The 23,595-nt window shown below is 65.0% G+C and carries 24 protein-coding genes, 3 tRNA genes and 2 pseudogenes; 14 read left to right on the top strand and 15 right to left on the bottom strand.

The genetic code is table 11. From position 1 onward, the window contains the following. Positions 1-4 precede the first annotated feature (4 nt). Positions 5-1,066, bottom strand: a complete 1,062-nt coding sequence (locus BMZ43_RS01320) for an ABC transporter substrate-binding protein (protein WP_017642788.1) — start codon at positions 1,064-1,066, stop codon at positions 5-7. A 182-nt stretch (positions 1,067-1,248) separates the two neighbouring features. Here BMZ43_RS01320 and BMZ43_RS01315 point away from each other — a divergent pair, with 182 nt between their 5' ends. Then, positions 1,249-1,986, top strand: a complete 738-nt coding sequence (locus BMZ43_RS01315) for a UTRA domain-containing protein (RefSeq protein WP_017642789.1) — start codon at positions 1,249-1,251, stop codon at positions 1,984-1,986. A gap of 7 nt (positions 1,987-1,993) precedes the next feature. On the opposite strand, the gene BMZ43_RS01310 is transcribed toward BMZ43_RS01315, so the two are convergent. The 6 genes from BMZ43_RS01310 to minC form a co-directional block, all read right to left on the bottom strand. Further along, positions 1,994-3,283 carry a M18 family aminopeptidase gene (locus tag BMZ43_RS01310; protein ID WP_064307156.1) on the bottom strand — a complete coding sequence of 430 codons (1,290 nt, stop codon included), beginning with the start codon at positions 3,281-3,283 and terminating at the stop codon, positions 1,994-1,996. 70 nt (positions 3,284-3,353) lie between these two features. Continuing rightward, positions 3,354-3,932 (bottom strand): class I SAM-dependent methyltransferase, encoded by a 579-nt coding sequence (locus tag BMZ43_RS01305; protein ID WP_017642791.1) that lies wholly within the window; start codon positions 3,930-3,932, stop codon positions 3,354-3,356. A 45-nt stretch (positions 3,933-3,977) separates the two neighbouring features. Continuing rightward, positions 3,978-4,613, bottom strand: coding sequence for an RluA family pseudouridine synthase (locus tag BMZ43_RS01300; RefSeq protein ID WP_064307155.1), 636 nt, complete (start codon positions 4,611-4,613; stop codon positions 3,978-3,980). Positions 4,614-4,732: 119 nt separating this feature from the next. Continuing rightward, positions 4,733-4,987, bottom strand: coding sequence for a cell division topological specificity factor MinE (minE, locus tag BMZ43_RS01295; protein ID WP_017642793.1), 255 nt, complete (start codon positions 4,985-4,987; stop codon positions 4,733-4,735). Next, positions 4,984-5,802, bottom strand: coding sequence for a septum site-determining protein MinD (gene minD, locus BMZ43_RS01290; protein ID WP_017642794.1), 819 nt, complete (start codon positions 5,800-5,802; stop codon positions 4,984-4,986). The genes minE and minD overlap by 4 nt, the downstream gene beginning before the upstream one ends. A gap of 134 nt (positions 5,803-5,936) precedes the next feature. After that, positions 5,937-6,683, bottom strand: a complete 747-nt coding sequence (gene minC / locus BMZ43_RS01285) for a septum site-determining protein MinC (protein ID WP_017642795.1) — start codon at positions 6,681-6,683, stop codon at positions 5,937-5,939. 151 nt (positions 6,684-6,834) lie between these two features. Here minC and BMZ43_RS01280 point away from each other — a divergent pair, with 151 nt between their 5' ends. Continuing rightward, positions 6,835-7,770, top strand: a complete 936-nt coding sequence (locus BMZ43_RS01280; RefSeq protein WP_093249162.1) for a lipid A biosynthesis lauroyl acyltransferase — start codon at positions 6,835-6,837, stop codon at positions 7,768-7,770. Continuing rightward, positions 7,771-8,907 carry a patatin-like phospholipase family protein gene (locus BMZ43_RS01275; protein ID WP_093249157.1) on the top strand — a complete coding sequence of 379 codons (1,137 nt, stop codon included), beginning with the start codon at positions 7,771-7,773 and terminating at the stop codon, positions 8,905-8,907. 3 nt (positions 8,908-8,910) lie between these two features. Here BMZ43_RS01275 and BMZ43_RS01270 read toward each other — a convergent pair whose 3' ends face one another. Together BMZ43_RS01270 and BMZ43_RS01265 are read right to left on the bottom strand one after the other, a co-directional pair. Further along, the gene (locus BMZ43_RS01270; protein WP_256562879.1) at positions 8,911-9,627 is read right to left on the bottom strand and encodes an MlaA family lipoprotein; all 717 of its coding nucleotides are present in this window, start codon (positions 9,625-9,627) and stop codon (positions 8,911-8,913) included. Positions 9,628-9,724: 97 nt separating this feature from the next. Beyond that, complete coding sequence (locus BMZ43_RS01265; protein ID WP_017642800.1) at positions 9,725-11,035, bottom strand: alpha/beta fold hydrolase family protein; 1,311 nt, start codon at positions 11,033-11,035, stop codon at positions 9,725-9,727. Positions 11,036-11,304: 269 nt separating this feature from the next. On the opposite strand from BMZ43_RS01265, the gene BMZ43_RS01260 reads away from it, so the two are divergent. After that, positions 11,305-12,150, top strand: a complete 846-nt coding sequence (locus BMZ43_RS01260; RefSeq protein ID WP_371099831.1) for a glycine betaine ABC transporter substrate-binding protein — start codon at positions 11,305-11,307, stop codon at positions 12,148-12,150. A 42-nt stretch (positions 12,151-12,192) separates the two neighbouring features. Here the strand turns inward: BMZ43_RS01260 and folD are convergent, their stop codons facing one another. After that, a complete protein-coding gene (gene folD / locus BMZ43_RS01255) occupies positions 12,193-13,047 on the bottom strand; it encodes a bifunctional methylenetetrahydrofolate dehydrogenase/methenyltetrahydrofolate cyclohydrolase FolD (RefSeq protein WP_017642802.1) in 855 nt (284 codons plus the stop codon). 248 nt (positions 13,048-13,295) lie between these two features. On the opposite strand from folD, the gene BMZ43_RS01250 reads away from it, so the two are divergent. The 3 genes from BMZ43_RS01250 (at position 13,296) to BMZ43_RS01240 (ending at position 13,619) form a co-directional block, all read left to right on the top strand. Continuing rightward, positions 13,296-13,372, top strand: a tRNA-Arg gene (locus BMZ43_RS01250). A gap of 35 nt (positions 13,373-13,407) precedes the next feature. Next, positions 13,408-13,483: transfer RNA gene (locus tag BMZ43_RS01245), tRNA-His, on the top strand. Between the two features lie 51 nt (positions 13,484-13,534). After that, positions 13,535-13,619, top strand: a tRNA-Leu gene (locus tag BMZ43_RS01240). A 119-nt stretch (positions 13,620-13,738) separates the two neighbouring features. On the opposite strand, the gene BMZ43_RS01235 is transcribed toward BMZ43_RS01240, so the two are convergent. The 3 genes from BMZ43_RS01235 to BMZ43_RS01230 all read right to left on the bottom strand — a co-directional run bounded on the left by BMZ43_RS01235 (position 13,739) and on the right by BMZ43_RS01230 (position 14,519). Continuing rightward, positions 13,739-13,933, bottom strand: a complete 195-nt coding sequence (locus tag BMZ43_RS01235; protein ID WP_064307152.1) for a hypothetical protein — start codon at positions 13,931-13,933, stop codon at positions 13,739-13,741. 177 nt (positions 13,934-14,110) lie between these two features. Next, entirely contained in the window at positions 14,111-14,239 is a 129-nt protein-coding gene (locus tag BMZ43_RS26810; protein WP_017642804.1) for a hypothetical protein, read from the bottom strand. Positions 14,240-14,315: 76 nt separating this feature from the next. Further along, on the bottom strand, positions 14,316-14,519 hold the full coding sequence (locus BMZ43_RS01230) for a hypothetical protein (protein ID WP_017642805.1): 204 nt from the start codon (positions 14,517-14,519) through the stop codon (positions 14,316-14,318). A gap of 166 nt (positions 14,520-14,685) precedes the next feature. On the opposite strand from BMZ43_RS01230, the gene BMZ43_RS01225 reads away from it, so the two are divergent. The 7 genes and pseudogenes from BMZ43_RS01225 (at position 14,686) to BMZ43_RS27100 (ending at position 21,587) form a co-directional block, all read left to right on the top strand. Then, positions 14,686-15,048, top strand: a complete 363-nt coding sequence (locus tag BMZ43_RS01225) for a hypothetical protein (protein ID WP_017642806.1) — start codon at positions 14,686-14,688, stop codon at positions 15,046-15,048. A gap of 118 nt (positions 15,049-15,166) precedes the next feature. Further along, on the top strand, positions 15,167-15,952 hold the full coding sequence (locus BMZ43_RS01220; protein WP_064307149.1) for a sulfite exporter TauE/SafE family protein: 786 nt from the start codon (positions 15,167-15,169) through the stop codon (positions 15,950-15,952). A 144-nt stretch (positions 15,953-16,096) separates the two neighbouring features. After that, positions 16,097-17,950, top strand: a pseudogene (locus BMZ43_RS01215) (PAS domain S-box protein); the annotation flags it as partial. Between the two features lie 3 nt (positions 17,951-17,953). After that, the gene (locus BMZ43_RS27110; protein WP_371913851.1) at positions 17,954-18,562 is read left to right on the top strand and encodes a methyl-accepting chemotaxis protein; all 609 of its coding nucleotides are present in this window, start codon (positions 17,954-17,956) and stop codon (positions 18,560-18,562) included. After that, a complete protein-coding gene (locus tag BMZ43_RS01210; RefSeq protein ID WP_256562877.1) occupies positions 18,562-20,025 on the top strand; it encodes a chemotaxis protein CheW in 1,464 nt (487 codons plus the stop codon). Before BMZ43_RS27110 ends, BMZ43_RS01210 begins: the two co-directional genes overlap by 1 nt. A 248-nt stretch (positions 20,026-20,273) precedes the next feature. Continuing rightward, a pseudogene (locus tag BMZ43_RS27105) lies at positions 20,274-21,044 on the top strand (PAS domain-containing protein); the annotation flags it as partial. Then, the gene (locus tag BMZ43_RS27100; protein WP_371913850.1) at positions 21,045-21,587 is read left to right on the top strand and encodes a methyl-accepting chemotaxis protein; all 543 of its coding nucleotides are present in this window, start codon (positions 21,045-21,047) and stop codon (positions 21,585-21,587) included. It begins immediately after the preceding pseudogene. On the opposite strand, the gene BMZ43_RS01200 is transcribed toward BMZ43_RS27100, so the two are convergent. Together BMZ43_RS01200 and BMZ43_RS01195 are read right to left on the bottom strand one after the other, a co-directional pair. Further along, positions 21,584-22,195, bottom strand: coding sequence for a histidine phosphatase family protein (locus BMZ43_RS01200; RefSeq protein WP_177344758.1), 612 nt, complete (start codon positions 22,193-22,195; stop codon positions 21,584-21,586). The genes BMZ43_RS27100 and BMZ43_RS01200 overlap by 4 nt on opposite strands. A 5-nt stretch (positions 22,196-22,200) precedes the next feature. After that, on the bottom strand, positions 22,201-23,373 hold the full coding sequence (locus BMZ43_RS01195; protein ID WP_064308923.1) for a GAF domain-containing protein: 1,173 nt from the start codon (positions 23,371-23,373) through the stop codon (positions 22,201-22,203). Positions 23,374-23,595 lie beyond the last annotated feature (222 nt).

Genomic DNA, 23,595 nt, shown 5'->3' with positions numbered 1-23,595 from the left:
GACGTCACTGCTGCATGTTGATCAGGACGTGTTCCTGCCAGAGCCGTGGCAGGCGCTTGGAAGTCTCTTCCCAGGCCTTGGCGTCGGTGATGGGGCGCGCCTTGGCGTATTGCGCCTGGGGCAGCAGCTTGGCCTGGACGTCCGCCGGCAGGGTCAGGTGCTCGGCGCGGATCGGCCGGGCATAGCCCTCGGCCAGGTTGATCTGGCCCGCGTCGGAGAAGATGTACTCACGAGCCAGCTTGGCGGCATTGGGGTGCTTGGCGTACTTGTTGATGATGGTGGTGTAGCCGGAGGTCACCGAGCCGTCGGAAGGGATCAGCACCTCGAAGCGCGAGCGGTCGATCTGGTCGCGGTAGTTCAGGGCATTGAAGTCCCAGACCACGCCCACCTCTACCTCGCCTTTCTCGAGGTTGGCCACTACCGGGTTGGTGAAGGACAGGCGGCCCTGCTTGGCCAGCTTGGCGAAGAAATCCAGCGCCGGCTTGATGTTCTTCTCGTCGCCGCCGTTGGCGTAGGCCGCGGCCAGCACGCCGCTCACCGCCTGGGAGGCGGCACTGACGTCACCGATGGTGACCTTGTAGGTGCCCTTGAGCAGGTCGGCCCAGGAGTGGGGCACGTCCTTAACGGTCTGCTTGTTGACGATGAAGGCGATGGTGCCGGTGTAGGCCAGCGCCCAGTGCCCGTCGCTGTCCTTGGCCCAGCTCGGCACCTGGTCCCAGGTGCTCGGCTTGTAGGGCTGGGTAACGCCCTTCTGCACGGCGATGGGGCCGAAGGAGGCACCGACGTCACCAATGTCGGCGGAGGCGTTTTCGCCTTCGGCGGCGAATTTGGCGATCTCCTGGGCGGAGCTCATGTCGGTGTCCTGGTGCTTGAGGCCGTACTTCTGCTCCAGGTCCTGCCAGGTGCCTTTCCAGTTCGCCCAGGTATCGGGCATGCCGACGCTGTTCACCTGGCCTTCCTTGCGGGCGGCGGCTTCGAGGGCTTTGAGATCGACGGTATCGGCGAAGGCGGTACCGGCCTGTACCGCAACGGCAGTGGCCAACAAGGAAGCAAGCAGACGGGTCATACGGGCGCTCCAGGTGTTAGGGCTTGGTCTAGGTCAGCAAGACACCGGCCAATCTAGGAGCGAGGTATGACGATTTGATGGCAGTTCGCCCCGTTCCACCGCTGGCACCGGCGCTGCAGTCGTCACCAAGCGGTCATCTGGCCGCCCTAGTCTCCCAGCAAACCCTAGTCGAGGCGTTCCGGGTGCACCAATCCGAAGCTGGTCTAGTCCAAAGAGGTGCGCCGGGCGCCAGCGCCATCCGCCAGGCGCTGCAGGAGCAGATCGCCCATGGCCTGCTGCTGGCGATGGAGCGCTTGCCGTCCGAGCGCCAGCTGAGCGAGCTGTTCGCCACCACCCGCATCACCCTGCGTGAGGCCCTGTTGCAACTGGAAGCCCTGGGCCTGATCTATCGCGAAGAGCGGCGCGGCTGGTTCGTTGCGCCGCCACGCCTGGCCTACAACCCCCTGGCCCGCACCCATTTCCACGCCATGGTGGAAGCCCAGGGTCGTCGACCGGCCACCGAGGTGTTGGCGGCGCGGCAGATGCTGGCGTCCGCGGAGATATGTCGCCTGCTGGAGTTACCGGCGTTGTCCAGCGTCTATCAGATCCGCCGGGTGCGCCGCGTGGACGGCCGGCTGGTGCTCTATGTCGAGCACTACCTCAATGCGGCCTACTTCCCGGGCTTGCTGGAGCACGACCTGCAGCGTTCCCTCACCGAGCTGTATCGCGACCGCTACGACATCCGCTACGGCGAGGTGCGCTTCGAAATTCTGCCGACCGCCTTGTTGCCGGAGGCTGCCCAGGCCCTGCGAGTGGCGCAGGGTAGTCCGGCGCTGCACATCACCCGCATCAACCACGACCAGCAGGGGCGACTGATCGATTGCGACCTGGAATTCTGGCGGCACGACGCCATCCAGGTCAGGGTCGAAGTACCGGACTAGGCTGGCTTCAGAGCGGCAGTTCGCTGCTCGCATAGAAGGCCGTCAGCACCTTGATCAGATGGCCGAGGTCGTGGCTGCCGGCCAATTCGCGGATGGAATGCATGGCGAAGGTGGGCAGGCCGATGTCCACGGTGCGCACTCCCAGCTGACCGGCGGTGATGGGGCCGATGGTGGAGCCGCACCCCATGTCGCTGCGTACCACGAAGCTTTGCACCGGCACCGCTTCGCGTTGGCAGAGGTCGCGGAAGAAGGCCGCGGTTTCGCTGCTGGTGGCATAGCGCTGGTTGGCGTTCACCTTGATCACCGGGCCGCCGTTCAGTTTCGGGCCGTGGTTGCCATCGTGCTTGTCGGCATAGTTGGGGTGCACGCCATGGGCGTTGTCGGCCGAGATCAGCAGCGAACGTTGCAGGGTGCGGGTAAAGGCATCCCCGGCGGGCAGCAGGCGTTGCAGCACCTGTTCGAGGAAGGGACCATCGGCGCCGCAGCAGGAGGTGGAGCCCACTTCCTCGTGATCGGTGCAGACCAGCACGGCGTTCTCGTCGCCCTCGGCGGCCAGCAGGGCTTCCAGACCCGCATGGCAGGACAGCAGGTTGTCCAGGCGAGCGGCGGCGATGAAGTCATCGTCCAGCCCGATCAGGGCGGCGGGCTGGACATCATAGAAGCTCAGTTCGAAATCCAGCACCTCGGCTTGGTCTATGCCGTGTTCCTGGTGCAGGCGCGCGGCCAGCAGGGCGCGGAAGTCGCGCCGCTCGCCGGCAGGCACCTGGGCCAGGATCGGCGGCAGCTCGTTCTGGGCATTGATGGCCCAGCCCTGGTTGGCTTCGCGATTGAGGTGGATGGCCAGGTTGGGGATGATCGCCAGCGGCTTGCGGAAGTCGATCAGCCGACTCTGCACCCGGCCCGCGGCGCGATAGGTCACCCGGCCCGCCAGGGACAGGTCGCGGTCGAACCAGGGCGCCATGAGCATGCCGCCGTAGACCTCGACGCCCAGTTGCCAGAAGCCCTGCCGCTGCAGCTCCGGCTGCGGCTTGACCTTGAGGCAGGGGCTGTCGGTATGGGCGCCGACCAGGCGCAGGCCACGCTCCAGCGGCTGGGCGCCCAGGCGCACGGCAATCAGCGAGGAATCGTTGCGGGTGACGTAGTAGCGGCCACCCGGCTGCACGGACCAGCTTTCGCGTTCGTCCAGGCGCTGGTAGCCGGCGGCTTCGAGACGGCGGGCGAGGGCCGCGGTGGCGTGGAAGGGCGTGGGCGAAGTGGAGAGGAAATCGATGAGGCCTTGGATCTGATCGGTACGCATGGACGACTCCGGACGACAAGGCGTCCAGTCTAGGTTCTGGACCAAGGGGAGTCGAGCGTAGCGCCCAGGCTCAACGGCGCTGCAGCACCAGGTGGTGGATGTGCCAGTGCTTCGACCGTCCGACCGCGGTGTGGCCGTCCTCTTCCTCCTCGACATGCTGGAGGACTTGCCAGTCCTGGAGCAGCTGCTCCAGGGCAGCGGCGGCGACGACCGTCACGCCCCTGCTGGCCCAGCTGTCCCGCTCGCCGAAGAGCTGGCCGCAGAACAGACCACCCGGGCGCACGGCCGCGGTGATCCTGGTCCAGAGCGCGGGAAAACGCGCCGGTTCGCAAAAGGGCAGGGCGAAGCTGGAATTGACGAGGTCGCAGCGGGGAATTTTGGCCGTCTCGAAGCGCTCTTGGCGGGTCTCCAGACGGGCCTGCAGCAGGACCGGCACGCGCTGGCGCAATCCGCTCAGGGCTTCGGCCTCGGCATCCACCGCCAGCACCTGCCAGCCGCGTTCCAGCAAGACGAGGGTATCGCGTCCGGTGCCACAGCCCAGATCCAGCGCCAATCCTGGCGGACTCGACCAGCAGGCGAGCGCCTGCAGCAGGGTGTCGCGCGGGGCACCCTGGGCGGTGGCGGCGTAGTAGGAGGTCCAGGAGGACAAGAGGCACTCCTTTGGCTGAGCGCCTCAGTATGCCAGCACCGACGGTCAGAAAGGCGCGGGACTGGTAAAGCTCATGCGCTCGCCCGAGAGGGGATGGGTCAGCGTCAGCAGGCGCGCGTGCAGGCAGAGCCGCGGCTGGGCCGCCAGGGCCTCGCCCTCGGCATAGAGTTGATCGCCCAGCAGCGGATGACCGATGCTTAGCATATGGACCCGCAGCTGATGCGACCGTCCGGTGATGGGGGTGAGTTCCACCCGGCTGTAGTGGCCGTGGCGCTCCAGCAGCTGCCAGAAGGTCAGGGCATGGCGGCCCAGTTCGTGATCCACAACATGGCGCGGCTTGGTCGGCGGGTCGTAGCGCAGCGGCAATTCGATGCGGCCACTGTTGGCCTCCGGCTCGCCCCAGCAGAGCGCGGTGTAGGCTTTTTCCGTTTCCCGATCATGGAACTGTCGCGACAGCTCGCGATGGCTGTCGGCATCCCGCGCCAGCACGATGACCCCGGAGGTCTCCCAGTCCAGTCGATGGACGATGCGGGCCTCTGGATAGCCGTTGTCCTGCAGGCGGGTCACCAGGCAATCGCGGTTGTCTTCGGCGCGACCGGGGACCGACAGCAGCAGGGTGGGCTTGTCGACCACCAGCAGGGCGTCGTCCTGGTGAATGATGCGGATGTTGGAGAGAGGCATGGGATTCCTAGAGGCCATGGTTTCGAATCCTGGCGTCCGCTTGGCAGGTGCCCGGAAATTCGACAGGGCTTAAACGCCAACGGCGGCCCTGGGGCCGCCGCTGTCCTGCCTGGTTCGCGTTAGCGGTCGGGCAGGGTGATGTTGAGTTCGAGGATGGAGCAGCTGCCCTGGTTTTCCAGCTCTACCTGGATCTGGTCCTGCTCGATCGGCACGTACTTGCGGATCACTTCCAGCAGGTCCTTCTGCAGCTGCGGCAGATAGTCCGGCTGCTCGTGGCGACCACGCTCGTGGGCCACGATGATCTGTAGCCGTTCCTTGGCTATCGAAGCGCTGTTCTGCTTCTTCCGGTCGCGAAAGAAGTCGAAGATGTTCATTCGGCACCACCCCCGAACAGACGTTGCAGGAAGCCTTTCTTCTTCACGTCGAGGAAGCGATAGGCCACTTCCTTGCCGAGCAGTCGCTCCACGGTATCACTGTAAGCCTGACCGGCGTCGCTCTGTTCGTCGAGAATCACCGGAATGCCCTGGTTCGAGGCCTTGAGCACCGCCTGGGATTCGGGGATCACGCCGAGCAGGCGAATGGACAGGATCTCTTCCACGTCCTCGACGCCAAGCATCTCGCCCTTGGTGACACGCTCGGGGTTGTAGCGGGTCAGCAGCAGGTGCTCCTTGATGGCTTCTTCGCCCTTTTCGGCGCGGCGCGATTTGCTGGCCAGCAGGCCGAGCATGCGGTCGGAGTCACGCACCGAGGAGACCTCGGGGTTGGTGACCACGATGGCCTCGTCGGCGAAGTACATCGCCAGGTGGGCACCCTTCTCGATCCCTGCGGGAGAGTCGCAGACGATGAAGTCGAAGGTCTGCTTGAGTTCGTTGATCACGCGCTCGACGCCGTCCTGGGTCAGGGCGTCCTTGTCGCGGGTCTGGCTGGCAGCCAGCACGAACAGGTTTTCGAGGCGCTTGTCCTTGATCAGGGCCTGGCTCAGGGTGGCTTCGTTGTTGATCACGTTGACGAAGTCATACACCACCCGGCGCTCGCAACCCATGATCAGGTCGAGGTTACGCAGGCCAACGTCGAAGTCGACGATGACGGTCTTGTGGCCGCGCAGAGCGAGACCGGTACCGATGGCAGCGCTGCTGGTGGTCTTGCCGACGCCGCCCTTGCCGGAGGTGACTACGAGTACTTTGGCCAAACTGATTCACCTTGATCGAAAGTAATAACTGAAGCGACTCGGTGCCCTCGGTGACGAGATTGCAGGCAGTGTCGCGCTTCGTATTGCCCTTGGCGGTTTAGGCGCCAATTGCGAAAAATTCGCGAAATTATCCGTTAAAGGCGGGTGATGTTCAACACATCTCCCACCAAAGCGACCTGTACCGGATTGCCCCATTGCGGATGGCGTCGCAGGTCTTCGGCGACCTTGTACTGGCCGGCGATGGAGAGCAGTTCCGCGGTCAGCTGCTGGCAGAAAATCCGCGCTTTAGTATCACCTTTTACGCCCGCCAATGCTCGGCCACGCATGGGGCCGTAGACGTGGATGTTGCCGTCGGCGAGCAACTCGGCGCCCGGGCTGACCGGCGCCAGTACCACCAGGTCTCCGGCCGGGGCATAGAGCTGCACCCCACCGCGCACCGGCGCGGTGATGATCTTGGTCGGATTGATCGCCGGGGCGGGCGGTACGACAGGTTCGGCTGGCTTGACCGGTTCGCGGTCACGTGGGTCGACCTGGCGCTCACGACCGCCGGAGCTGGGCGGCAGGATCGGCAGGTCGTAGTCGTTGGCGGCGGCCAGATCCCCGCTGCGACTGGCGCGCAGCGCCAGGGTACGCAGGCCGTGGCGACGGCAGAGATCGAGGAGGGCGCCCAGGTCGAGCGGGCCGGCGTCCTCGGCGAGTTTGTCCAGGCCCAGCACCAACGGCGTTTCCTGGAAGAAATTGGGCGCCTGGGCGACCTTCTGGGCCAGTTGCCGGTCCAGGCGCCCCAGGTCGTTGCGGAGAAGCTCCAGTACGGTCACGGCGAGCATGTTGCCCTTGAGCTGGAAGACGGAGTCGCTTTCGGAAGGATCGGCTGCGGTCATGGTGGGTACTTGTGCTTGGATGGCGGGACTTATAGCGGGATGCCCCGCGTGCCGCAACCCTCACCGGGTGTGGGGGGCCGTGACTGTGAAGGCTACGGGAAATCTGCGCGAGGCCTGTAGAATGGCGCGACTTTTTCATGCAGGAGTTCCGATGGAGCGGCCGTCTTTCCGCCTCGCCTTTCTCAATCCACGGTACTGGCCGCTCTGGCTGGGGCTTGGCCTGCTCTGGCTGCTGGTGCAACTGCCCTATGGCGTGCTGCTGCGTCTCGCCCAGGGCCTCGGTTGGATCTTCTACCACGTCGCCCGCCAGCGCCGGGCCATCGCTCGCCGCAATCTGGAGCTCTGTTTTCCCCAGCTCGACGAGCGGGCGCGCGATCGGCTGTTGCGGCGCAACTTCGCCAGCAGCGCCATGGCCCTGCTGGAAATGGCCATGAGCTGGTGGTGGCCGCGCCGGCGCCTGGCCCGGCTGGCCCATATCGAAGGCCTCGAACATCTGCAGGCCGCTCAGCGCGACGGGCAGGGCGTGATCCTCATGGCGCTGCATTTCACCACCCTGGAAATCGGCGCGGCGCTGCTCGGTCAGCGGCATACCATCGATGGCATGTACCGCCAGCACAAGAATCCGCTGTTCGACTTCATCCAGCGTAGCGGTCGCGAGCGCCACAACCTGGACGCCACCGCCATCGAGCGCGAGGACGTGCGCGCCATGCTCAAGGTGCTGCGGGCCGGTCGCGCCATCTGGTACGCGCCCGACCAGGACTACGGCGCCAAGCAGAGCCTGTTCGTGCCACTGTTCGGCATTCCGGCCGCTACCGTTACCGCCACCACCAAGTTCGCCCGCCTGGGCCGGGCCCGGGTGCTGCCCTTCACCCAGGAGCGTCTGGCGGATGGATCGGGTTACCGCCTGGTCATCCATCCGCCCCTGGCCGATTTCCCTGGCGAGAGCGAGGAGGCCGACTGCCTGCGCATCAATCGGTGGGTGGAACGCTGCGTCAGCCGGCTGCCCGAGCAATACCTCTGGGCCCACCGGCGGTTCAAGACCCGCCCGCCTGGCGAGCCCAAGCTGTATCCGAAGAAGAGGCGCTAGATGAGCCTGGCCGCCGAGCGGCGCACGGGGCTGATTCTGGCCGGCGGTGGCGCGCGGGCCGCCTATCAGGTCGGGGTGCTGCAGGTGGTGGCGGATACCCTGGCGGTGCGCTCCGAGAATCCCTTTCCCATTCTGGTCGGCACCTCGGCCGGTGCCCTCAACGCGGCGGTGCTGGGCTGCGGCGCCCTGGATTTCGGTCGCGCGGTGGAGCGCTTGGCCGCGGTCTGGTCGGGCCTGGAAACCGCGATGATCTATCGCAGCGATTGGGGCGGGGTGACCCGCCAGGCGGCGCGCTTCGGCTTGCAGACCCTGTTCGGTGCCTGGCGGCAGGAACCGCTGGCGCTGCTCGACAACGCGCCCCTGCGGGCGCTGCTCAGCCGCGAGCTGGATTTCTCCGGCATCACCGCGGCCTTGCGCCAGCGCGCGCTGCGAGCGGTGGCGGTGACCGCCTTCGGCTATGCCTCGGGACAGGCGATGACCTTCTACCAGAGTCAGGGCGTCCTCGATCCCTGGTTCCGCCATCGGCGCGTCGGGGTGCCGGCGCGGCTGGCGGTCGACCACCTGCTGGCCAGCACGGCCATTCCGCTGTTCTTTCCGCCGGTGAAGGTGGGGCGTGAGTTCCTGGGCGATGGCTCGGTCCGGCAGACGGCGCCCATCAGTCCGGCGCTGCATCTGGGCGCGGATCGCATCCTGGTGATAGGGCTGGGCGCGCCGGGTGGCCAGGAGCATGGCGTGCAGGGCCGGCCGCCAACCGTGGCGCAGATCGGCGGCCACCTGCTCAACAGCACCTTTGTCGATGCCCTGGACAGCGATACCGAAACCCTGCGCCGCCTCAACCTGCTGAGCAATGCGCTGCCGGCGGGGGATCCGGTCAGTGGCCGCCTGTGCCGACCGGTGGAGATGCTGGTGATCTCGCCCAGCCAGCCACTGAGCGACATCGCCACCCGGCACCGCAAGCGCCTGCCGCCGGCGTTGCGGCAGTTGCTGCGAGGGGTTGGGGTGAATCGGCCTTCGGGCAGCGCCCTGCTCAGCTATCTGCTGTTCGAGGCCCCCTACTGCCAGGAGCTGATGGCGCTGGGGCGGGCCGATGCGCAGGCCCGCCTGCCGGAGCTGCGGGCCTTTCTCGCCAGCGCCTAGGCCTTATTCGGCGATCTGCAGTTCCCGCGCCTTGGTGTAGAAATAGCGGATCTTCTCGTACTCGAAGGGCGAATTGAGCTGGCCGTATCTCATGTCGGTCACGTACCTGAGGTTGATGCCGCGCAGCACCATGATCTCCGGGTGGCGACCGCTTTCGTCGCTGACGTTGAGGAAGTTGATCTGCGCCTCGGCGGCGAAATCCACCGCCAAGCCGCCGGTGTCGCGCAGGTTGGACGGGCCGAGGATCGGCAGCATCAGGAAAGGACCATCGCCCACGCCATAGAAGCCGAGGGTCTGGCCGAAGTCTTCCGGCTGCTTGATCAGCCCCACCCGGGTCGCTGGATCCCACAGGCCGAACACCCCGACGGTGGTGTTGAGCAGCAGCCGGCCGGTGGTGTCCAGGGCGCGACGGCCCTTGAACTGCAGCACGCTGTTGAGCAGGTTGTTGACGTCGCCCAAATTGCTGAAGAAGTTGCTCACGCCCGAACGCACGAAGCGCGGGGTGATCCAGCGATAGCCGTTGACCACCGGCAGCAGGACCCACTCGTCCAGCCGATAGTTGAAGTGGTAGACGTGACGATTCCAGGATTCGAAAGGATCGTAGACGTCCAGTGCGACCAGGGAGGCCCGTTCGAATTCGCGCTGATCCAGCCCCGGGTTGTACTTCAGGGTCGACAGCGGATTGCTGAAACCGTCGGCGCCCACGGGGGCGGCCGGCATGGTGTCCGAGCCGATGGTCAGAGTGGAGGAGGGCGGCGGGCTCGATTCGGCAGCGAATACCGAGGCACTGGCCATCAGGAGGAGAGCGAGCAGGGACTTAACCACGGGCGAAGAACTCCAGCATGGCGTTCGCGTTGACGCGGTAGTTGAGATTGCCGCAATGGCCGCCGTGGGGGTAGACGGTCAAGCGATCGCCAAAGGTCTTGCGCAGGAAGCCAAGGTCGCCCGGGCCGAGGATGATGTCGTCGGCATTGTGCATGACGCCGATCTTGGAGCTGCTCTTCAGATAGTCTTCCAGCGCCGTGAGGCTGGATTTGCGCGCCAGATCGTCGAGGTTCTGCCCCTTGAAGTTCTTTTGCCAGAACGGCATGACCTGCTCGGTCATGTAGCAGTCGAAGTCGCACTGCAGCGAACGGGCGAAGAAGCGCGTCAGGCTGGTGCCCTCGCTGATCGGGTAGGTCGGCGGGGTGATCAGGCCGCGCCGGTTGATCAGGTCGGAGGTGAAGGCGATGTCCGCCGCGGAGAAACGGAAGGACGAGCCGATCAGCATGGCCAGCTCTTCGTTGCTCAGTCGCTCCGGCGAGCGCTGGAAGTCGCGGACCACGGCATCGTTGAAGTCGACGTAGCCCTTCTCCTGGAAGTAGCGGGTCAGCTTGGACAGGATCAGCTCATAGAAGGTGCGGTTGTTGGTAACGCCCTTCACCTCGGTCTGTACCAGGCGATCCAGGTTGCGTACCGAGGTCAGCAGGTTGACCGGCGGATTCACCATCAGCACCTTCTTGAAGTTGAAGCTGCGCTGGGTCTCGTCGAGATAGGAGACGAAGGCGGCATCCAGGCCGCCCAGGCTGTAGCCGGTCAGGTAATAGTCGGTGACCGGCAGCTTGGGATGCTGGGCGCGCACCGCCTGCATGGCGCGATAGAGATCCTCGGCATCGTGCGGCGTGTAGCCCGGCGTGGCGGTGCGCGATACCGACACCATGAAGTCCCAGCTGGTGGGCGACGACAGCTGCACCACGTGGTAGCCGGCCGCGTAATACAGCCGCTTCAGGTATTCCTGGGTGCTGGAGGAGTAGTTGGCCCCGGTGCCAGCGATCAGGAAGATCAGCGGTGCCGGATGGTCCTGCCGCGCGAGCCGGTAATGGAATTTCTTCACCGGCCAGAAGTTGCCGGGCAGCTGATACTCCCGCTCGGGACGCAGGTTGAGGCTGTAGTCGTCCTGGTCGATGGTGCTTTCGGGCGGCAGCTCGGGCCGGAATTTTTCCGGGGTGGTGACGATGGTGGCTTCGAAAGGATTGACCAGTGGATAGCCATAGGTGGCGGCATCCACTTCGGCGGCCGCGTGCGCGGTACCCCAGAGGCCGGAAAACAGCGCGCCCAGCAGGGCGGCGACGCGCAACGGAAGACGCATGGACAGAGTCCTTTCAGAGGGCTTGAGAGCGTAGGTAAGACAACGGTCCGCCAATAGGTTGCATCGGCAGCCGCAGGTTTCTGCGAGGCGTCGATTACAGAGCGGTCGACGGGCTGCGTCAAGCGACATCGGATGTCGCGGAAAGTGCAGCTCCTGTCGCTAACCGGTCGTTATGCGTCGTCCAGGCGGTAGTGGCCATCTTGCATTGCCCGAATGATGGGGGTGGGGCAACCGCCCGACTTCCATAGCGAGAGGACTGCTGCATGAGCATGGTGAAGAAACTGTTGGGAATAGGACTCGGTGTCGCGCTGACCTCGGCCATGAGCCTGGCTCAGGCGGCCAAGCCAGAAATCACCATCGGCTATGTCGATGGCTGGGCCGATAGCGTGGCCACGACCCACACCGCAGCTGAAGTGATCCGCCAGAATCTGGGCTACGAGGTCAAGCTCATGCCGGTCGCCGCCGGCATCATGTGGCAGGGCGTCGCGCGCGGCAAACTCGATGCCATGTTGTCCGCCTGGCTGCCGGTCACCCATGGTGCCTATTACGACAAGATGAAGGACCAGGTGGTCAATCTGAACGTCAATACACCCGACGCCAAGATCGGTCTGATCGTGCCGGAATACGTCAAGGCCAACAGCATCGCCGATCTGCAGGCGCAGAAGGCCGACTTCGGTGGCCGTATCGTCGGCATCGACGCTGGTGCCGGGGTCATGCTCAAGGCCGATCAGGCGATCAAGGACTACGGTCTGGATTACAAGCTGGTGGCCAGTTCGGGTAGCGGCATGATCGCCGAGCTGACCCGCGCCGAAAAGGACCAGAAGGCCGTCGTGGTGACGGGCTGGGTGCCGCACTGGATGTTCGCCAAGTGGAAACTCAAGTTCCTCGAAGATCCCAAGGGTGTGTTCGGCGGTTCCGAGCACGTGGACACCGTGGCCAACCCGGCCCTGGAAGCCAAGGCCAAGCCGGTCTGGGATTTCCTGAAGAAGTTCGCCTGGCAACCCGGTGAGGTCAACGAGGTGATGCTGGCCGTGGAAGAGGGCAAGAAGCCGGAAGAGGCCGCCAAGGCCTGGATCGCGGCCCATCCGGATCGCGTGAAGTCCTGGCTGCCCTGAAGCCTGGCCGAATGAAGAACGGGCCCCGCGGGGCCCGTTTTGCTAGCTGTGCAGCTGCTCGGCTGCGTACAGGGTATTTTCCAGCAGGCAGGCCCGCGTCATGGGGCCTACGCCGCCCGGAACCGGGGTGATCCAGCTGGCGCGTTCGCAGGCGCTTTCGTATTCCACGTCGCCGACCAGGCGGCCATCGGCCTGGCGATTGATGCCGACGTCGATGACGATGGCGCCGGGCTTGATCCATTCACCCTTGACCAGTCCAGGCTTGCCCACGGCCACCACCACCAGATCGGCCTGGCTGACATGGTGTTCGAGGGAGCGGGTGAATCTGTGGGTCACGGTGGCGGTGCAGCCGGCCAATAGCAATTCCAGCGCCATGGGACGGCCGACGATGTTGGAGGCGCCGACCACCACCGCATCCAGACCATAGAGGTCGACGCCGGTGCTGTGCAGCAGGGTCATGATGCCCTTGGGCGTACAGGGGCGCAGCTGGGGGTTGCGCTGCGCCAGCCGGCCCAGGTTGTAGGGGTGGAAGCCGTCCACGTCCTTGTCGGTACGGATGCGCTCCAGCAGCTGGGTAGCATCCAGGTGCGCGGGAAGGGGCAGCTGCAGCAGGATGCCGTCGACGCTGGTGTCGTCGTTGAGCCGGTCGATCAGGGCTTCCAGCTCGGCCTGGGTGGTGCTGGCCGGCAGGTCATGGGCATAGGAGTCGAAACCGACCTCTTCGCAATCCTTGCGCTTGTGCGCCACATAGACGCGCGAGGCGGGATCGGTGCCGACCAGGATGACGGCGAGGCCAGGGGCGCGCAGGCCGGCGCTACGACGTTGAGAGACTCGCTGGGCAATATCCTGGCGCAGGCGGGCGGCAATGGACTTGCCGTCGATCAGTTGGGCGGTCATGGGCGATTTCTGGTGGTGACGGAAAAGGGTCGGCTATTTTCGCATGGACGGGCCTGCTGGCAACAGAGAAGCCTCTGTGGCGGCTAACTCATTCTTTCTGCTTAAAAATTTTTAAAAAATTAGTTGACGGACCTGCGGGAGCTTTATAACATTCGCCCCGCTTGCCGAGCACAGCCCAAGTCACTGACAAGGGCCAGGCAAGAGACTTCTCACCAAGGAAGTCTCTGCTAGGGCAGCTGCCGTAACAGGCGCCCGTAGCTCAGCTGGATAGAGCATCCGCCTTCTAAGCGGATGGTCGCAGGTTCGAGTCCTGCCGGGCGCGCCATTGGCGGTTCGGCGACGGCAAGCAGGTAAGATATGGTGGGCGTAGCTCAGTTGGTAGAGCACAGGATTGTGGCTCCTGGTGTCGTGGGTTCGATTCCCATCGTCCACCCCATATTCAGCGAACGCCAGACCTCGTGTCTGGCGTTCGTCTTTCAAGCGTCTCGCGGACGTGGTGGAATTGGTAGACACACCAGATTTAGGTTCTGGCGCCGCAAGGTGTGAGAGTTCGAGTCTCTCCGTCCGCACCATTCAAGATGCACAGCAAGAGACCGGCCCAGCGCCGGTTTTTTTGTGCCCGCGATTCAGCTAGCAGCTGGAACTCCATGGTTGCGCACCGTTCCCGAATAGCTGCTATCGGCCAGCAGAGCTAGTGTAGATGCCGGAACAGTGGCGCGCAGAAGACGAACGCCAGGGCGGTGCCGCAGAGAAAGGTTGCCGTCCACCGCTGGTTGGTGCGACCGGTAAAACCGTTATCGGCGGGCACCGCCGACTCATCTTTGGCTTGCGCCTGGGGGCGAGGGGCGTCGAACAGGGTGATCGAGCGGGTCAGTTGGGTTCGCATGATCCGACCTCTTAACTGCGTGCGCTAATTGTTACTGTCACCTTTCAAGAGTAATGCGCCCTCAGCGCAATGCAAGTTGCCTATGAATCAATGGATGTCAGCCGGGTAGGCGGCCAGGCATTCGCTCAAGAATGGCTGCGCAGCCCTGACGCTAGCTAGGGGGCAGGCGGCGGGCGGTCAACCAAGCGTCTCGGCCAGCAGGAAGCAGGCGCCGCCGATGGCTCCGCCACTGAGCAATACCAGGCTGATCAAGGCGCCGCCGACGAACTGGGCGATGTCGTCACTGATTTCGTATTCCGCTTTCATGCTCGGCTCCAGAGGGTGGATGCCGCTACAAATAGCAGTCGCGCGTTACAGCGCGACGACGTTGGGCGTGCCTGGATTAGGTGTTCGCCCAGTTCAGCCAGAGGGTCTGCTCTTCGCTGAGCTGCCCGATCTCCCGCAGCGCCCGTTCGAGGTCATCCCGGACCCGGCGCTTGAGATCGGCGTTGAGATCGATTTGAGCGCTCTCGGCCAGTCGATCGGCGAGCGAGAGATCGGCGCTGAGCTGGCGCAAACGGGGGCCGACGAAATCCTTCTGCTGCATGAGCCGCTCCTGTCTCCTGATGCCGCCGAGTGTGGCATGACCCACCTTGGGCTGAACACAAGCTGGAAAAATATTGTCCAATTCGATTGGTCAAAAGTCGGACGTTAGGCGGCCCAGGTCGCTTTCAGGTCCAGGACGGTAAGCTTTTTAGAGGGAAGAAGAGATCATGAGCGGAAGTTCGACACGCAAGTTGCTGGTGTTGACGGCAGGCTTTGGCCTGCTGGTGGTGGCTGCGGTGGCGACCACGCACAAAGGCGATTCGACAGCCAGCGAGCCCGCCGTCGTGGCGACTACCACGCCGCCAGTCGCAGCGCATGCGCCCACCACGGGCACCCACGCCGTCGCTGACGAACACAAGCAGGATCTGGACAGCTTCCTGGCCCAGGCCGCCCTGGCGCCCTGCGGCGCCTCAATGCCGGCGACCATCACCGATCCCGCTTGCCGCGCGGCCATTGAGGCCCATGCGCGACGTGCGGGCTATGGCGATGAGGAAGTCCTGGCCTATCTGGACGCCCGTCGCCCACGATGACGGCTGATTCATAGTTCCAGCTGTTATAAGCAAAGACTCTTTCAATATACCCCGGCATAACCTGAGTGGTTATCCTGTGCGGCCGCAAGATGAGCCGACAACGGCAATTGGGGCTGTAATGGAAGTTGGGGCAATGGGCTTCGTGATCGCGGGGCTGGTGGTAGGTTTCATCGTGGGTATGACAGGGGTAGGCGGTGGGTCCCTAATGACGCCCATTCTGCTCTGGTTCGGCATCAACCCGGCCGCGGCCGTGGGCACCGATCTGCTCTATGCCGCCATCACCAAGGCGGGCGGCGTCTTCGTCCATCAACGTAATCGCAACATCGATTGGACGGTGACCGGCTGGCTGGCCGCTGGCAGCGTACCCGCCGCGGCTCTCACACTCCTCGCGCTGGCTTTGCTCCCGGGTGACCAACACGCCACCAATGCGCTCATCAAGCATGCCCTCGGTATCGTGCTGCTGCTGACCGCCCTGGCCATCCTGTTCAAGCAACAGATTTTCGCCTTCGCCAGCCGACACGCCGGCGACCGATTTCACCTGAGTGCGGGGCGTCTCAATGCCCTCACGGTGCTGACCGGTGCGGTGCTGGGCTTCATGGTGACCCTGACCTCCATCGGCGCCGGCGCCCTGGGCACGGTGGCGCTGTTCCTGCTCTATCCGCTGATGGCGACTCGGCGCCTGGTCGGCACCGAGATCGCCCATGCGGTGCCCCTGACCCTGGTGGCGGGACTTGGGCATGCCGGCCTGGGCAATCTGGACTGGCATGTGCTGGGCTTTCTGCTGTTGGGCTCACTGCCAGGCATCTTCCTGGGCAGTCACCTGTCGGGGCGGGTACCGGATGGCGTGCTGCGGCCCTGTCTGGCGGTCATGCTATTGGTCATAGGCACTAAGCTGGTGGTCTGAAGGCGTCTGGCCAGCATGGGGGTCGTTCGTCGGACGACCATTGGCGATTCCACCAGCGGAAAACAGTTCTAGGATAGGCAGCGTTCAATTTGTTATCGCGATTGCCGATAGCCTGATTGTCGAGTCCCCTTCCTGGAGCTGCCCATGTTTTCCGAATCTGTCACTGTCGACGATACCTCCGCCTATCATGCCTTGCGTCAGGCGCTGGACCGTTCCCTGGCAGTGATCGAATTCGATCTGCAAGGCACGGTGCTGCACGCCAATGACAACTTCCTGCAGGCCTTCGGTTATCGCCTGGAGGAAGTCAGCGGCCGGCATCATCGTCTGTTCTGCCCGCCAGGGGTGGTGGAGAGCGAGGATTATCAGCAGTTCTGGCAGACCCTGGGGCGCGGCGAGTTCCACAGCGGCGTCTATCGGCGCCAGCACAAGGATGGCAGCTTGAGGTGGATCCGCGCGACCTACAATCCGCTGCTGGATGCCGAGGGACGACCGCAGCGTATCATCAAGTTCGCCACCGACATTACCGAGAGTCGCCTGCAGGCGGTGGAGTACGAGGGCAAGATCGCTGCCATTCACCGCTCTCAGGCGGTGATCGAATTCGACCTGCAGGGCAATGTGCTCTGGGCCAACGACAATTTCCTCGGCATGACCGGCTATGCGCTGGAGGAGTTGCGCGGCCGCCATCACAGCCTGATGTGCCCGGCCGACTATGCCCGTTCGCCAGAATACGCGCTGCTGTGGAATCGCCTGGGGCAGGGTCTCTTCGATACTGGGGTCTACAAGCGCATCCGCCGGGATGGCCGGCCGATCTGGATCCAGGCCACCTACAATCCCATCCTCGACAGCGACGGTCGTCCCTACAAGGTGGTGAAGTTCGCCACTGATGTCACAGACGCGCAACTGCAGGCTGCCGAATTCGAAGGCAAGATGGCCGCCATCGACCGCGCCCAGGCGGTGATCGAATTCGATCTGCACGGCAACATCCTCTCCGCCAACGAAAACTTCCTGTCCGCCCTGGGTTACAGCCTGGACGAGGTACGTGGCAAGCATCACCGGATCTTCTGCGAACCCGAGCATGCCCGTTCGCCGGGCTATCGCCTGTTCTGGGAAAAACTCGGTCGGGGCGACTTCGATGCCGGCCTGTACAAGAGACGCGCCAGCGACGGCCACCAGGTATGGATCCAGGCGACCTACAATCCCATCCTCGACGCCGAGGGCAAGCCTTACAAGGTGGTCAAGTTCGCCAGCGACGTGACCGAGAGCCAGCTGCGCAACAGCGACTACGAAGGCAAGGTGGCGGCCATCGACCGATCCCAGGCCATCGCCGAGTTCTCCGTCGACGGCACGGTGCTCACCGCCAACCGCAACTTCCTGCTGGCCCTGGGTTACCAGTCCGACGAGGTGGTGGGCAAACACCACCGCCTCTTCTGCTCCGACGACTACGCCCGTTTGGCCGAGTACCGATTGTTCTGGGATAAATTGGCGCGCGGCGAATTCGACGCCGGGGTGTACAAGAGGCGCAACAGCCGGGGTGAGGAGATCTGGATCCAGGCCACCTACAACCCCATCTTCGACGCCGACGGCAAGCCGTGCAAGGTGGTGAAGTTCGCCGTGGACATCACCGAAAGCCAGATTCGCAACAGCGACTATGCCGGCAAGGTGGCGGCCGTCGACCGCGGCCAGGCGGTGATCGAATTCGACCTGACCGGCAAGATCCTCGAGGCCAACCGCAATTTCCTGGCGACCCTGGGCTATCGCCTGGAGGAGATCCGCGGTCAGCACCACCGCATCTTCTGCGAGGCCGACCACGTCGCCTCCAGCGAGTACCGCGAATTCTGGGCGCGGCTGGCCCAGGGCGAGGTGTTCGGCGGCCGCTTCATGCGCCTGAGCAAGTTCGGTCAGCGCATCTGGATCCAGGCCACCTACAACCCGATCTTCGATGCCGAAGGCCAGGTGCACAAGGTGGTGAAGTTCGCTACCGACATCACCCGCCAGGTGGAGATGGAGCAGCATGTGCGGCAGAAGATCGAGCAGATGAATCTCTCGCTGCACGCCCTGACCCGCTCCATCAACCAGATCGCCGAGACCACCGATGACGCCAACCGCATGGCCCGCCGCACGCTGGAGGAAGCGGAGCGCGGCTCCCTGACCTTGACGCGCTCGCTGGACGCCATGGCGGCCATAGGCACCACCGCCGGCGGCATCCAGGACATCGTCCAGGTGATCAGCGATATCGCCAACCAGACCAACATGCTGGCCTTCAACGCGGCCATCGAAGCCGCCCGCGCCGGTGAGCATGGCCTGGGCTTCTCGGTGGTGGCCGACGAGGTGCGCAAGCTGGCCGAGAAGTCGTCCCAGGCGACCAAGGAGATCAACAAGCTGATCCTGGAATCGGTCAAGAGCATCGCCCAGGGCAGCGAAATCTCGCGCAGCGTGGGCGAGGCCTTCGGGCTGATCGCCGAAGGGGTGGGCAAGACCCAACAGTCCATCGAGGCGATCAACGGCTCCACCGCCGCCCAGCTCGACGATGCGGCGCGGGTCAATCAGTTGATCCAGGAGCTCGACGCGGCCACCACGGTGGCGCCCATCATCGGAGGCACCCGTTCGTGATGCGGGGTGTCGTGCGGATCGGCGAACTGGAAGTCGCCTTGCCCGCCCAGGCCCTGGAACGCGTGGTGCCCTGGCCGGACCGCCTGGCCGCCCATCCGAGTCCGGTGCCCTGGCTGCTCGGTCTCTTCGAGTTGGGCGGTCAGCCACTGCCGCTGGTGGACGGCCATGGCTTGCTGGGGGTGCCGCCGGTCGAGCGCGAGCGCCGGATCGCCGTGATTCGCCAGGGCGGCGGTCGCTTCGGCCTGGCCATCGATAACGTGGTGGATATCCTCAGGCTGCCGGCGGACGCCATCGTGCAGTTGCAGGGGGCACCCGGGCGCCTCCTGGGGCAGGTCCACCTGCGTCCGGAAAGCGGCCGGCTGGTCCATCTGCTGGACCTGGAAGCCCTGGCCGCCTTGCCAGGCTTCGAGGTCAGCGCCGACGTGCCCCACGCCCATCGGCAGGGGGCCAGCGCTGGCAAGGATGGCGAGCGGCTCTATCTGCTGTTCGAATGCGACGGGCGTCGCCTCTGCCTGGATGCGGCGGTGGTGCAGGAACTGGTGGATCGACCGCAGCTGGCGCCTAGCGAATTCGCCAGCGACAGCTGTCGCCACCAGGTGCAGTTACGCGGCCAGACGTTGCCGGTGCTGGAGCTGTCCGCACTGTTGGGGCTGACCACGCCCGCGCACAGTCGCCGTGAGCAACTGCTGGTGCTGGCGGCGGGCGACCAGGGTCAGTATCGGGTGGCCTTCGGTTTCGAGCGGCTGCTCGGCATGTGGCGACGGGATCCGGCGCAGTGCGCGCCGCTGCTCGGCTTTGGCCTGGAGCAGCCCGAGCTGTTGTGCGGGGTTTTCAGCGCAGCGGATGGCGAGACGGCGATCGTGATCGATCACCTGGTCCTGGGTTGCCAGGCGGCGGCGGTCGCCTATGCGCGGATCTATCGCACCGACCGCGATCTGTTGCAGGAGGAACGGCGCCAGGTCCGCCGCCAGCCCTGCCTCACCTTTCTTGCCGAATTGCTGTTCGCCGTCCCGCTGGAGCAGGTGGCCGAGGTCTTGCCCCTGCCGTCGCGCTACCTGCGCCTCGGGCAGCGGGATCCGCGGCTGCTGGGGGTGATGGAGGTCCGGGGCCAGCAGATCACCCTGGTGTGCCTGCGGACCCTGGCCGGTGCGCAGAGGGTCGAGTCCGGTCCGGGCGATCAGGTGATCGTGGTGGAAGGACAGCGCCAGCGCCTGGGCTTCGTGGTACAGCGGGTGGAGGCCATCGAGGCCTTTACCGACCTGCGGGCGGATGCCCTGGCGCGCAGCTGGCAATTGCCCGGGGAGGGCGGGGCGATGCCGGCACAGCGGGCGCAGAGCTGGGTGGGCGTAAGTACCGGGGGGAACAGCCGCCAGGCCACCCTGATCGATCTTGGCGCGCTGGTGCAGCGCCTGGAACGACAGGCCCGCCAGGCCGTGCCCGAGCCTGGGCTCGCGACTATTTGACTCGACCGCTCGTCACTTCGCTGAGCGGTCGGGTAACGGATCGCCAGCGCCTTCGTCGACCTCGGCGGAGTTCGTTATCAAAGCGGTAGCGGCAGGCTAGAGCCCGTGGCGCTTTCCAGCCGGCGCCACGCGGGGCGCATCATCGACGCTTCTCCTGACGTGTCCGCGTCCAGCGTTCATCAGCACCTGGTCAAGAAATCTTGCGGCGCGTCGAACCAGAGAAAGACACAACTTTCCTGGGTGATCCCATGTTCAACTCTGCACTCAAACGCCGTATCGCTGATCTCGAAGCCGAGCTGGCCGAGCACCGTCAGCTGCGCGCGGCGTTCTGCAATGACGCCCTTTGCCTAATGCTGGACGCCCAGGGCCGGATCGAAGACTTCAATGACAATTTCGCCCAGTGCCTGGGTTACGCGCCGGGTAGCCTCACCGGGCGGAACCTGGACGACATCATTCCGGACTACGTGAAGAAGTTGGTCTGCTATGGCGATCTGAAGCGCAGCTTCAACGAAGGTCGCCAGGCCAGTGGCATCTATCGGCTGCTGCGCGGGACGGGTGGCGTCGCCTGGCTCTATGCGATCTGGACGCCCGTGCGCGACACCCAGGGCCAGGTCAAACAGATCCGCTGTTATGCCTATGACCGTACCGAGCAGGTGGAAACTTCCACCGAGCACTCGGGCATCATCAATGCGCTGCTGCGTTCCACCGCGGTGATCGAATTCAACCTGTCCGGCGAGGTGCTCACCGCCAACGAGCGCTTCCTGCAGGGCATGGGTTATTCGCTGGCGCAGATCGTCGGCAAGCATCATCGGATGTTCTGCAGCCGCGGAGAGTCGGAGTCCGCTGACTATCGCGTCTTCTGGGAGCGGCTCAATCGTGGCGACTACGTCGCCAGTCGCTTCAAGCGCATCGACAGCCATGGCCGCACGGTCTGGCTGGAAGCCTCCTACAATCCCGTCCTCAACACCCGCGGCGAGCTGTACAAGGTCATCAAGTTCGCCACCGTCATCACCGAGCAGGTGGAGCAGGAACTGGCCGTGGCCGAGGCCGCACGGGTCGCCTTCGACATCTCCCAGACCACCGACGAAAGCGCGCGTCAGGGCGCGGCCGTGGTGCAGGACACCGTGGCGGTGATGACCCGCATCGCCGACGAGATCCAGGTCGCCGCCAACGGCATCGAAGACCTCGGCAAGCAGTCGCTGGTGATCAGCGCCATCGTCAAGACCGTCAGCGGCATCGCCGAGCAGACCAATCTGCTGGCGCTCAACGCTGCCATCGAAGCTGCCCGGGCCGGTGAGCAGGGGCGTGGCTTCGCGGTGGTGGCGGACGAAGTCCGGCAGTTGGCCGGGCGCACCAGCAAGGCCACCGAGGAGATCGTCGGGGTGGTGCAGCAGAACCAGCAACTGGCGCAGACCGCGGTCAGCAACATGGCCGCCAGCCGGCAGCAGGCGGAGCAGGGGCTGCACCTGGCCAGCAACGCCGGGGTGCGCATCACCGAGATCCAGGATGGCGCCCGCCAGGTGGTGGGCGCGGTCAGCCAATTCGCCCGCCGGCTGAGTTAGGGCTGTTCGCCCCAGCCCGGGGCGCTGTACCACTCATAGCCCGCGGTCGTGAGCTCCAGCCAGCGGCCTTGGTGGATGACCATCCGGGTCGCCACCTCCGGACTGGCCAGGCCGATCGCTACCAGCAGGCTGCGGATCAGAGCACCGTGGGCCACCAGCAGGGTGGGGCCCTGGAGTTCCTCCAGCAGCGGGCGCACCCGCTCGGCGGCATCGGCATAGCTTTCGCCACCGGATACCCGAAAGGTATAGGGCTCGGCGGCGCGGCGGGCGTGCTGCTCGGGATAACGCTGGGCGATGGTGGGCATGTCCAGGCCCTCCCAGTCGCCAAAGGCCTTTTCCGCCAGGCGCGCATCGCGGCCCAGGTTTCTTGGCGTGCCTGGCAGCTGCGCCAGGATCAGATCGAGCGTTACGCTGGCGCGTTGCAGCGGACTGCTCAGGCAGGCGAAGCGAGAGATGTCGAGGCGGTCGCGCAGGGCCAGGCCCACGGCTTCGGCCTGGGCACGACCGCGCGCGTTGAGCGGTATGTCCTGGCGACCCTGGAGGCGACCGCTGGCGTTCCAGTCGGTTTCGCCGTGACGGATCACCAGCAGGGGAGAAGGGAAGGGCAAGGGCATCAATCCAGAGCAGTGGGCAGGGTAAGGAGGAATCTCAAGTGACCGGCTTCCAAGCGCGCGACCAGACTGCCGCCATGGCCGCGGGCGATTTCCTGGGCGAGATAGAGGCCCAGGTCCAGGCGGGCGGGCTGCGCAAGGTCGGCCCTGGTCAGCGCCGGCTGGAACAGTTGACTCAGGGTGCCAGGTTCCACCACGGCGGTGCTGCTTTCCACGATAAGGCTGTAGCAGCGATCCTTGATCGCGCCACGCAGCAACAGGTTGCCCCCAGAAGGATTGCGGGAAGCGACCTGCTCCAGCACGGCGTCCAGCGCCTGCAGCACCCGCGGCAGATCCAGCCGCAAGGCAGCCGGTAAGGCCGGCAATTTGCTGCTCAAGGTCTGCCCGGGAAAGCGCGTTTGCAGCGTGGCGAACAAGCCCAGGAGCTGCTCATTGAAGTCGTCAACCAGCGCCGGTTTCAGGGGCAGGCCATGGCCCAGGCGCGCGCGGACGAAGTCGGCGGCCACGCCGCTGCGTTCGGCCAGGCGCTGGGCCTCGGTGTGCCAGTGCCGCATCTGGGATGCGTCCGCGTGCAGGTCCTGCGCAGCCAGCGCCTGCAGCGGGCGCTGCAGATCCTCCTCTAGCAGTACCAGCAGTTGGTCGTGCAAGGGCGTCAGATCCCGGTCGACGCGCGCACCGGGGCTTTCTTCGCGACGCTGTTCTTCGCGGGCGAGCAATTCACCCAGCAGACGGGCGAAACCGTCCAGGGTATCGATCACCGAGCGCTGCTCCAGCAGCGGCCTGGGCTGGGGATCGAAGGCGCATAGCGTCCCGAAGAAGGTCCCGTTGGGACGAAACACCGGGACCGACAGATAGCTCTTCCAGCCATAGAGGCCGGGCGCCGGATGATCGCAGTAGGTGGGATTCTGGGTCACGTCGCTGATGATCACGGCGTCGTGGGAGGAGCGCACGTGGTTGCACAACGTGGATTCGAGATCCAGTTCAGCGCCGGGTTGCAGGCCGTAGGCGATGCGATCCTCCACCGCACAGGCGATCCAGCGCTGCTCGGTGACCTCGGCAACGGTGGCGACCCCAAGGCCGCTGACATCACAGACGACGCGCAGGAGCGCCGCGACGGAATCCAGGGACGCCATCAGCTCGATGCTTTCGACGGTACTGGAGGGTTGGCTGGGCATGACGCTGTAGTTCTCTGACGGACAGGCCCTGAACGCTAGGCCAAGAGACGGCCGAGGGCAACCGTGGCCCTGCCATGCCACCCGATTGACCGTCCGGACGGTCAGGTCTCGTCTAGCCGATCAGGTCGGTGGCGTAGGCCAGCACCGTGAGGCAGAGCAGCAGCAACAGCAGGTTGGCTGGGGTAATGCATTTCATTGGGGGGATCCTCTCACGCAAAGGCT

Origin of the sequence: Pseudomonas sp. Snoq117.2 (assembly GCF_900110545.1) — a bacterium.
Classification (GTDB): domain Bacteria; phylum Pseudomonadota; class Gammaproteobacteria; order Pseudomonadales; family Pseudomonadaceae; genus Chryseomonas; species Chryseomonas benzopyrenica.
The sequence above is the reverse complement of the archived record's forward strand: the minus strand, read 5'-3'. Positions and strand labels throughout refer to the sequence as shown.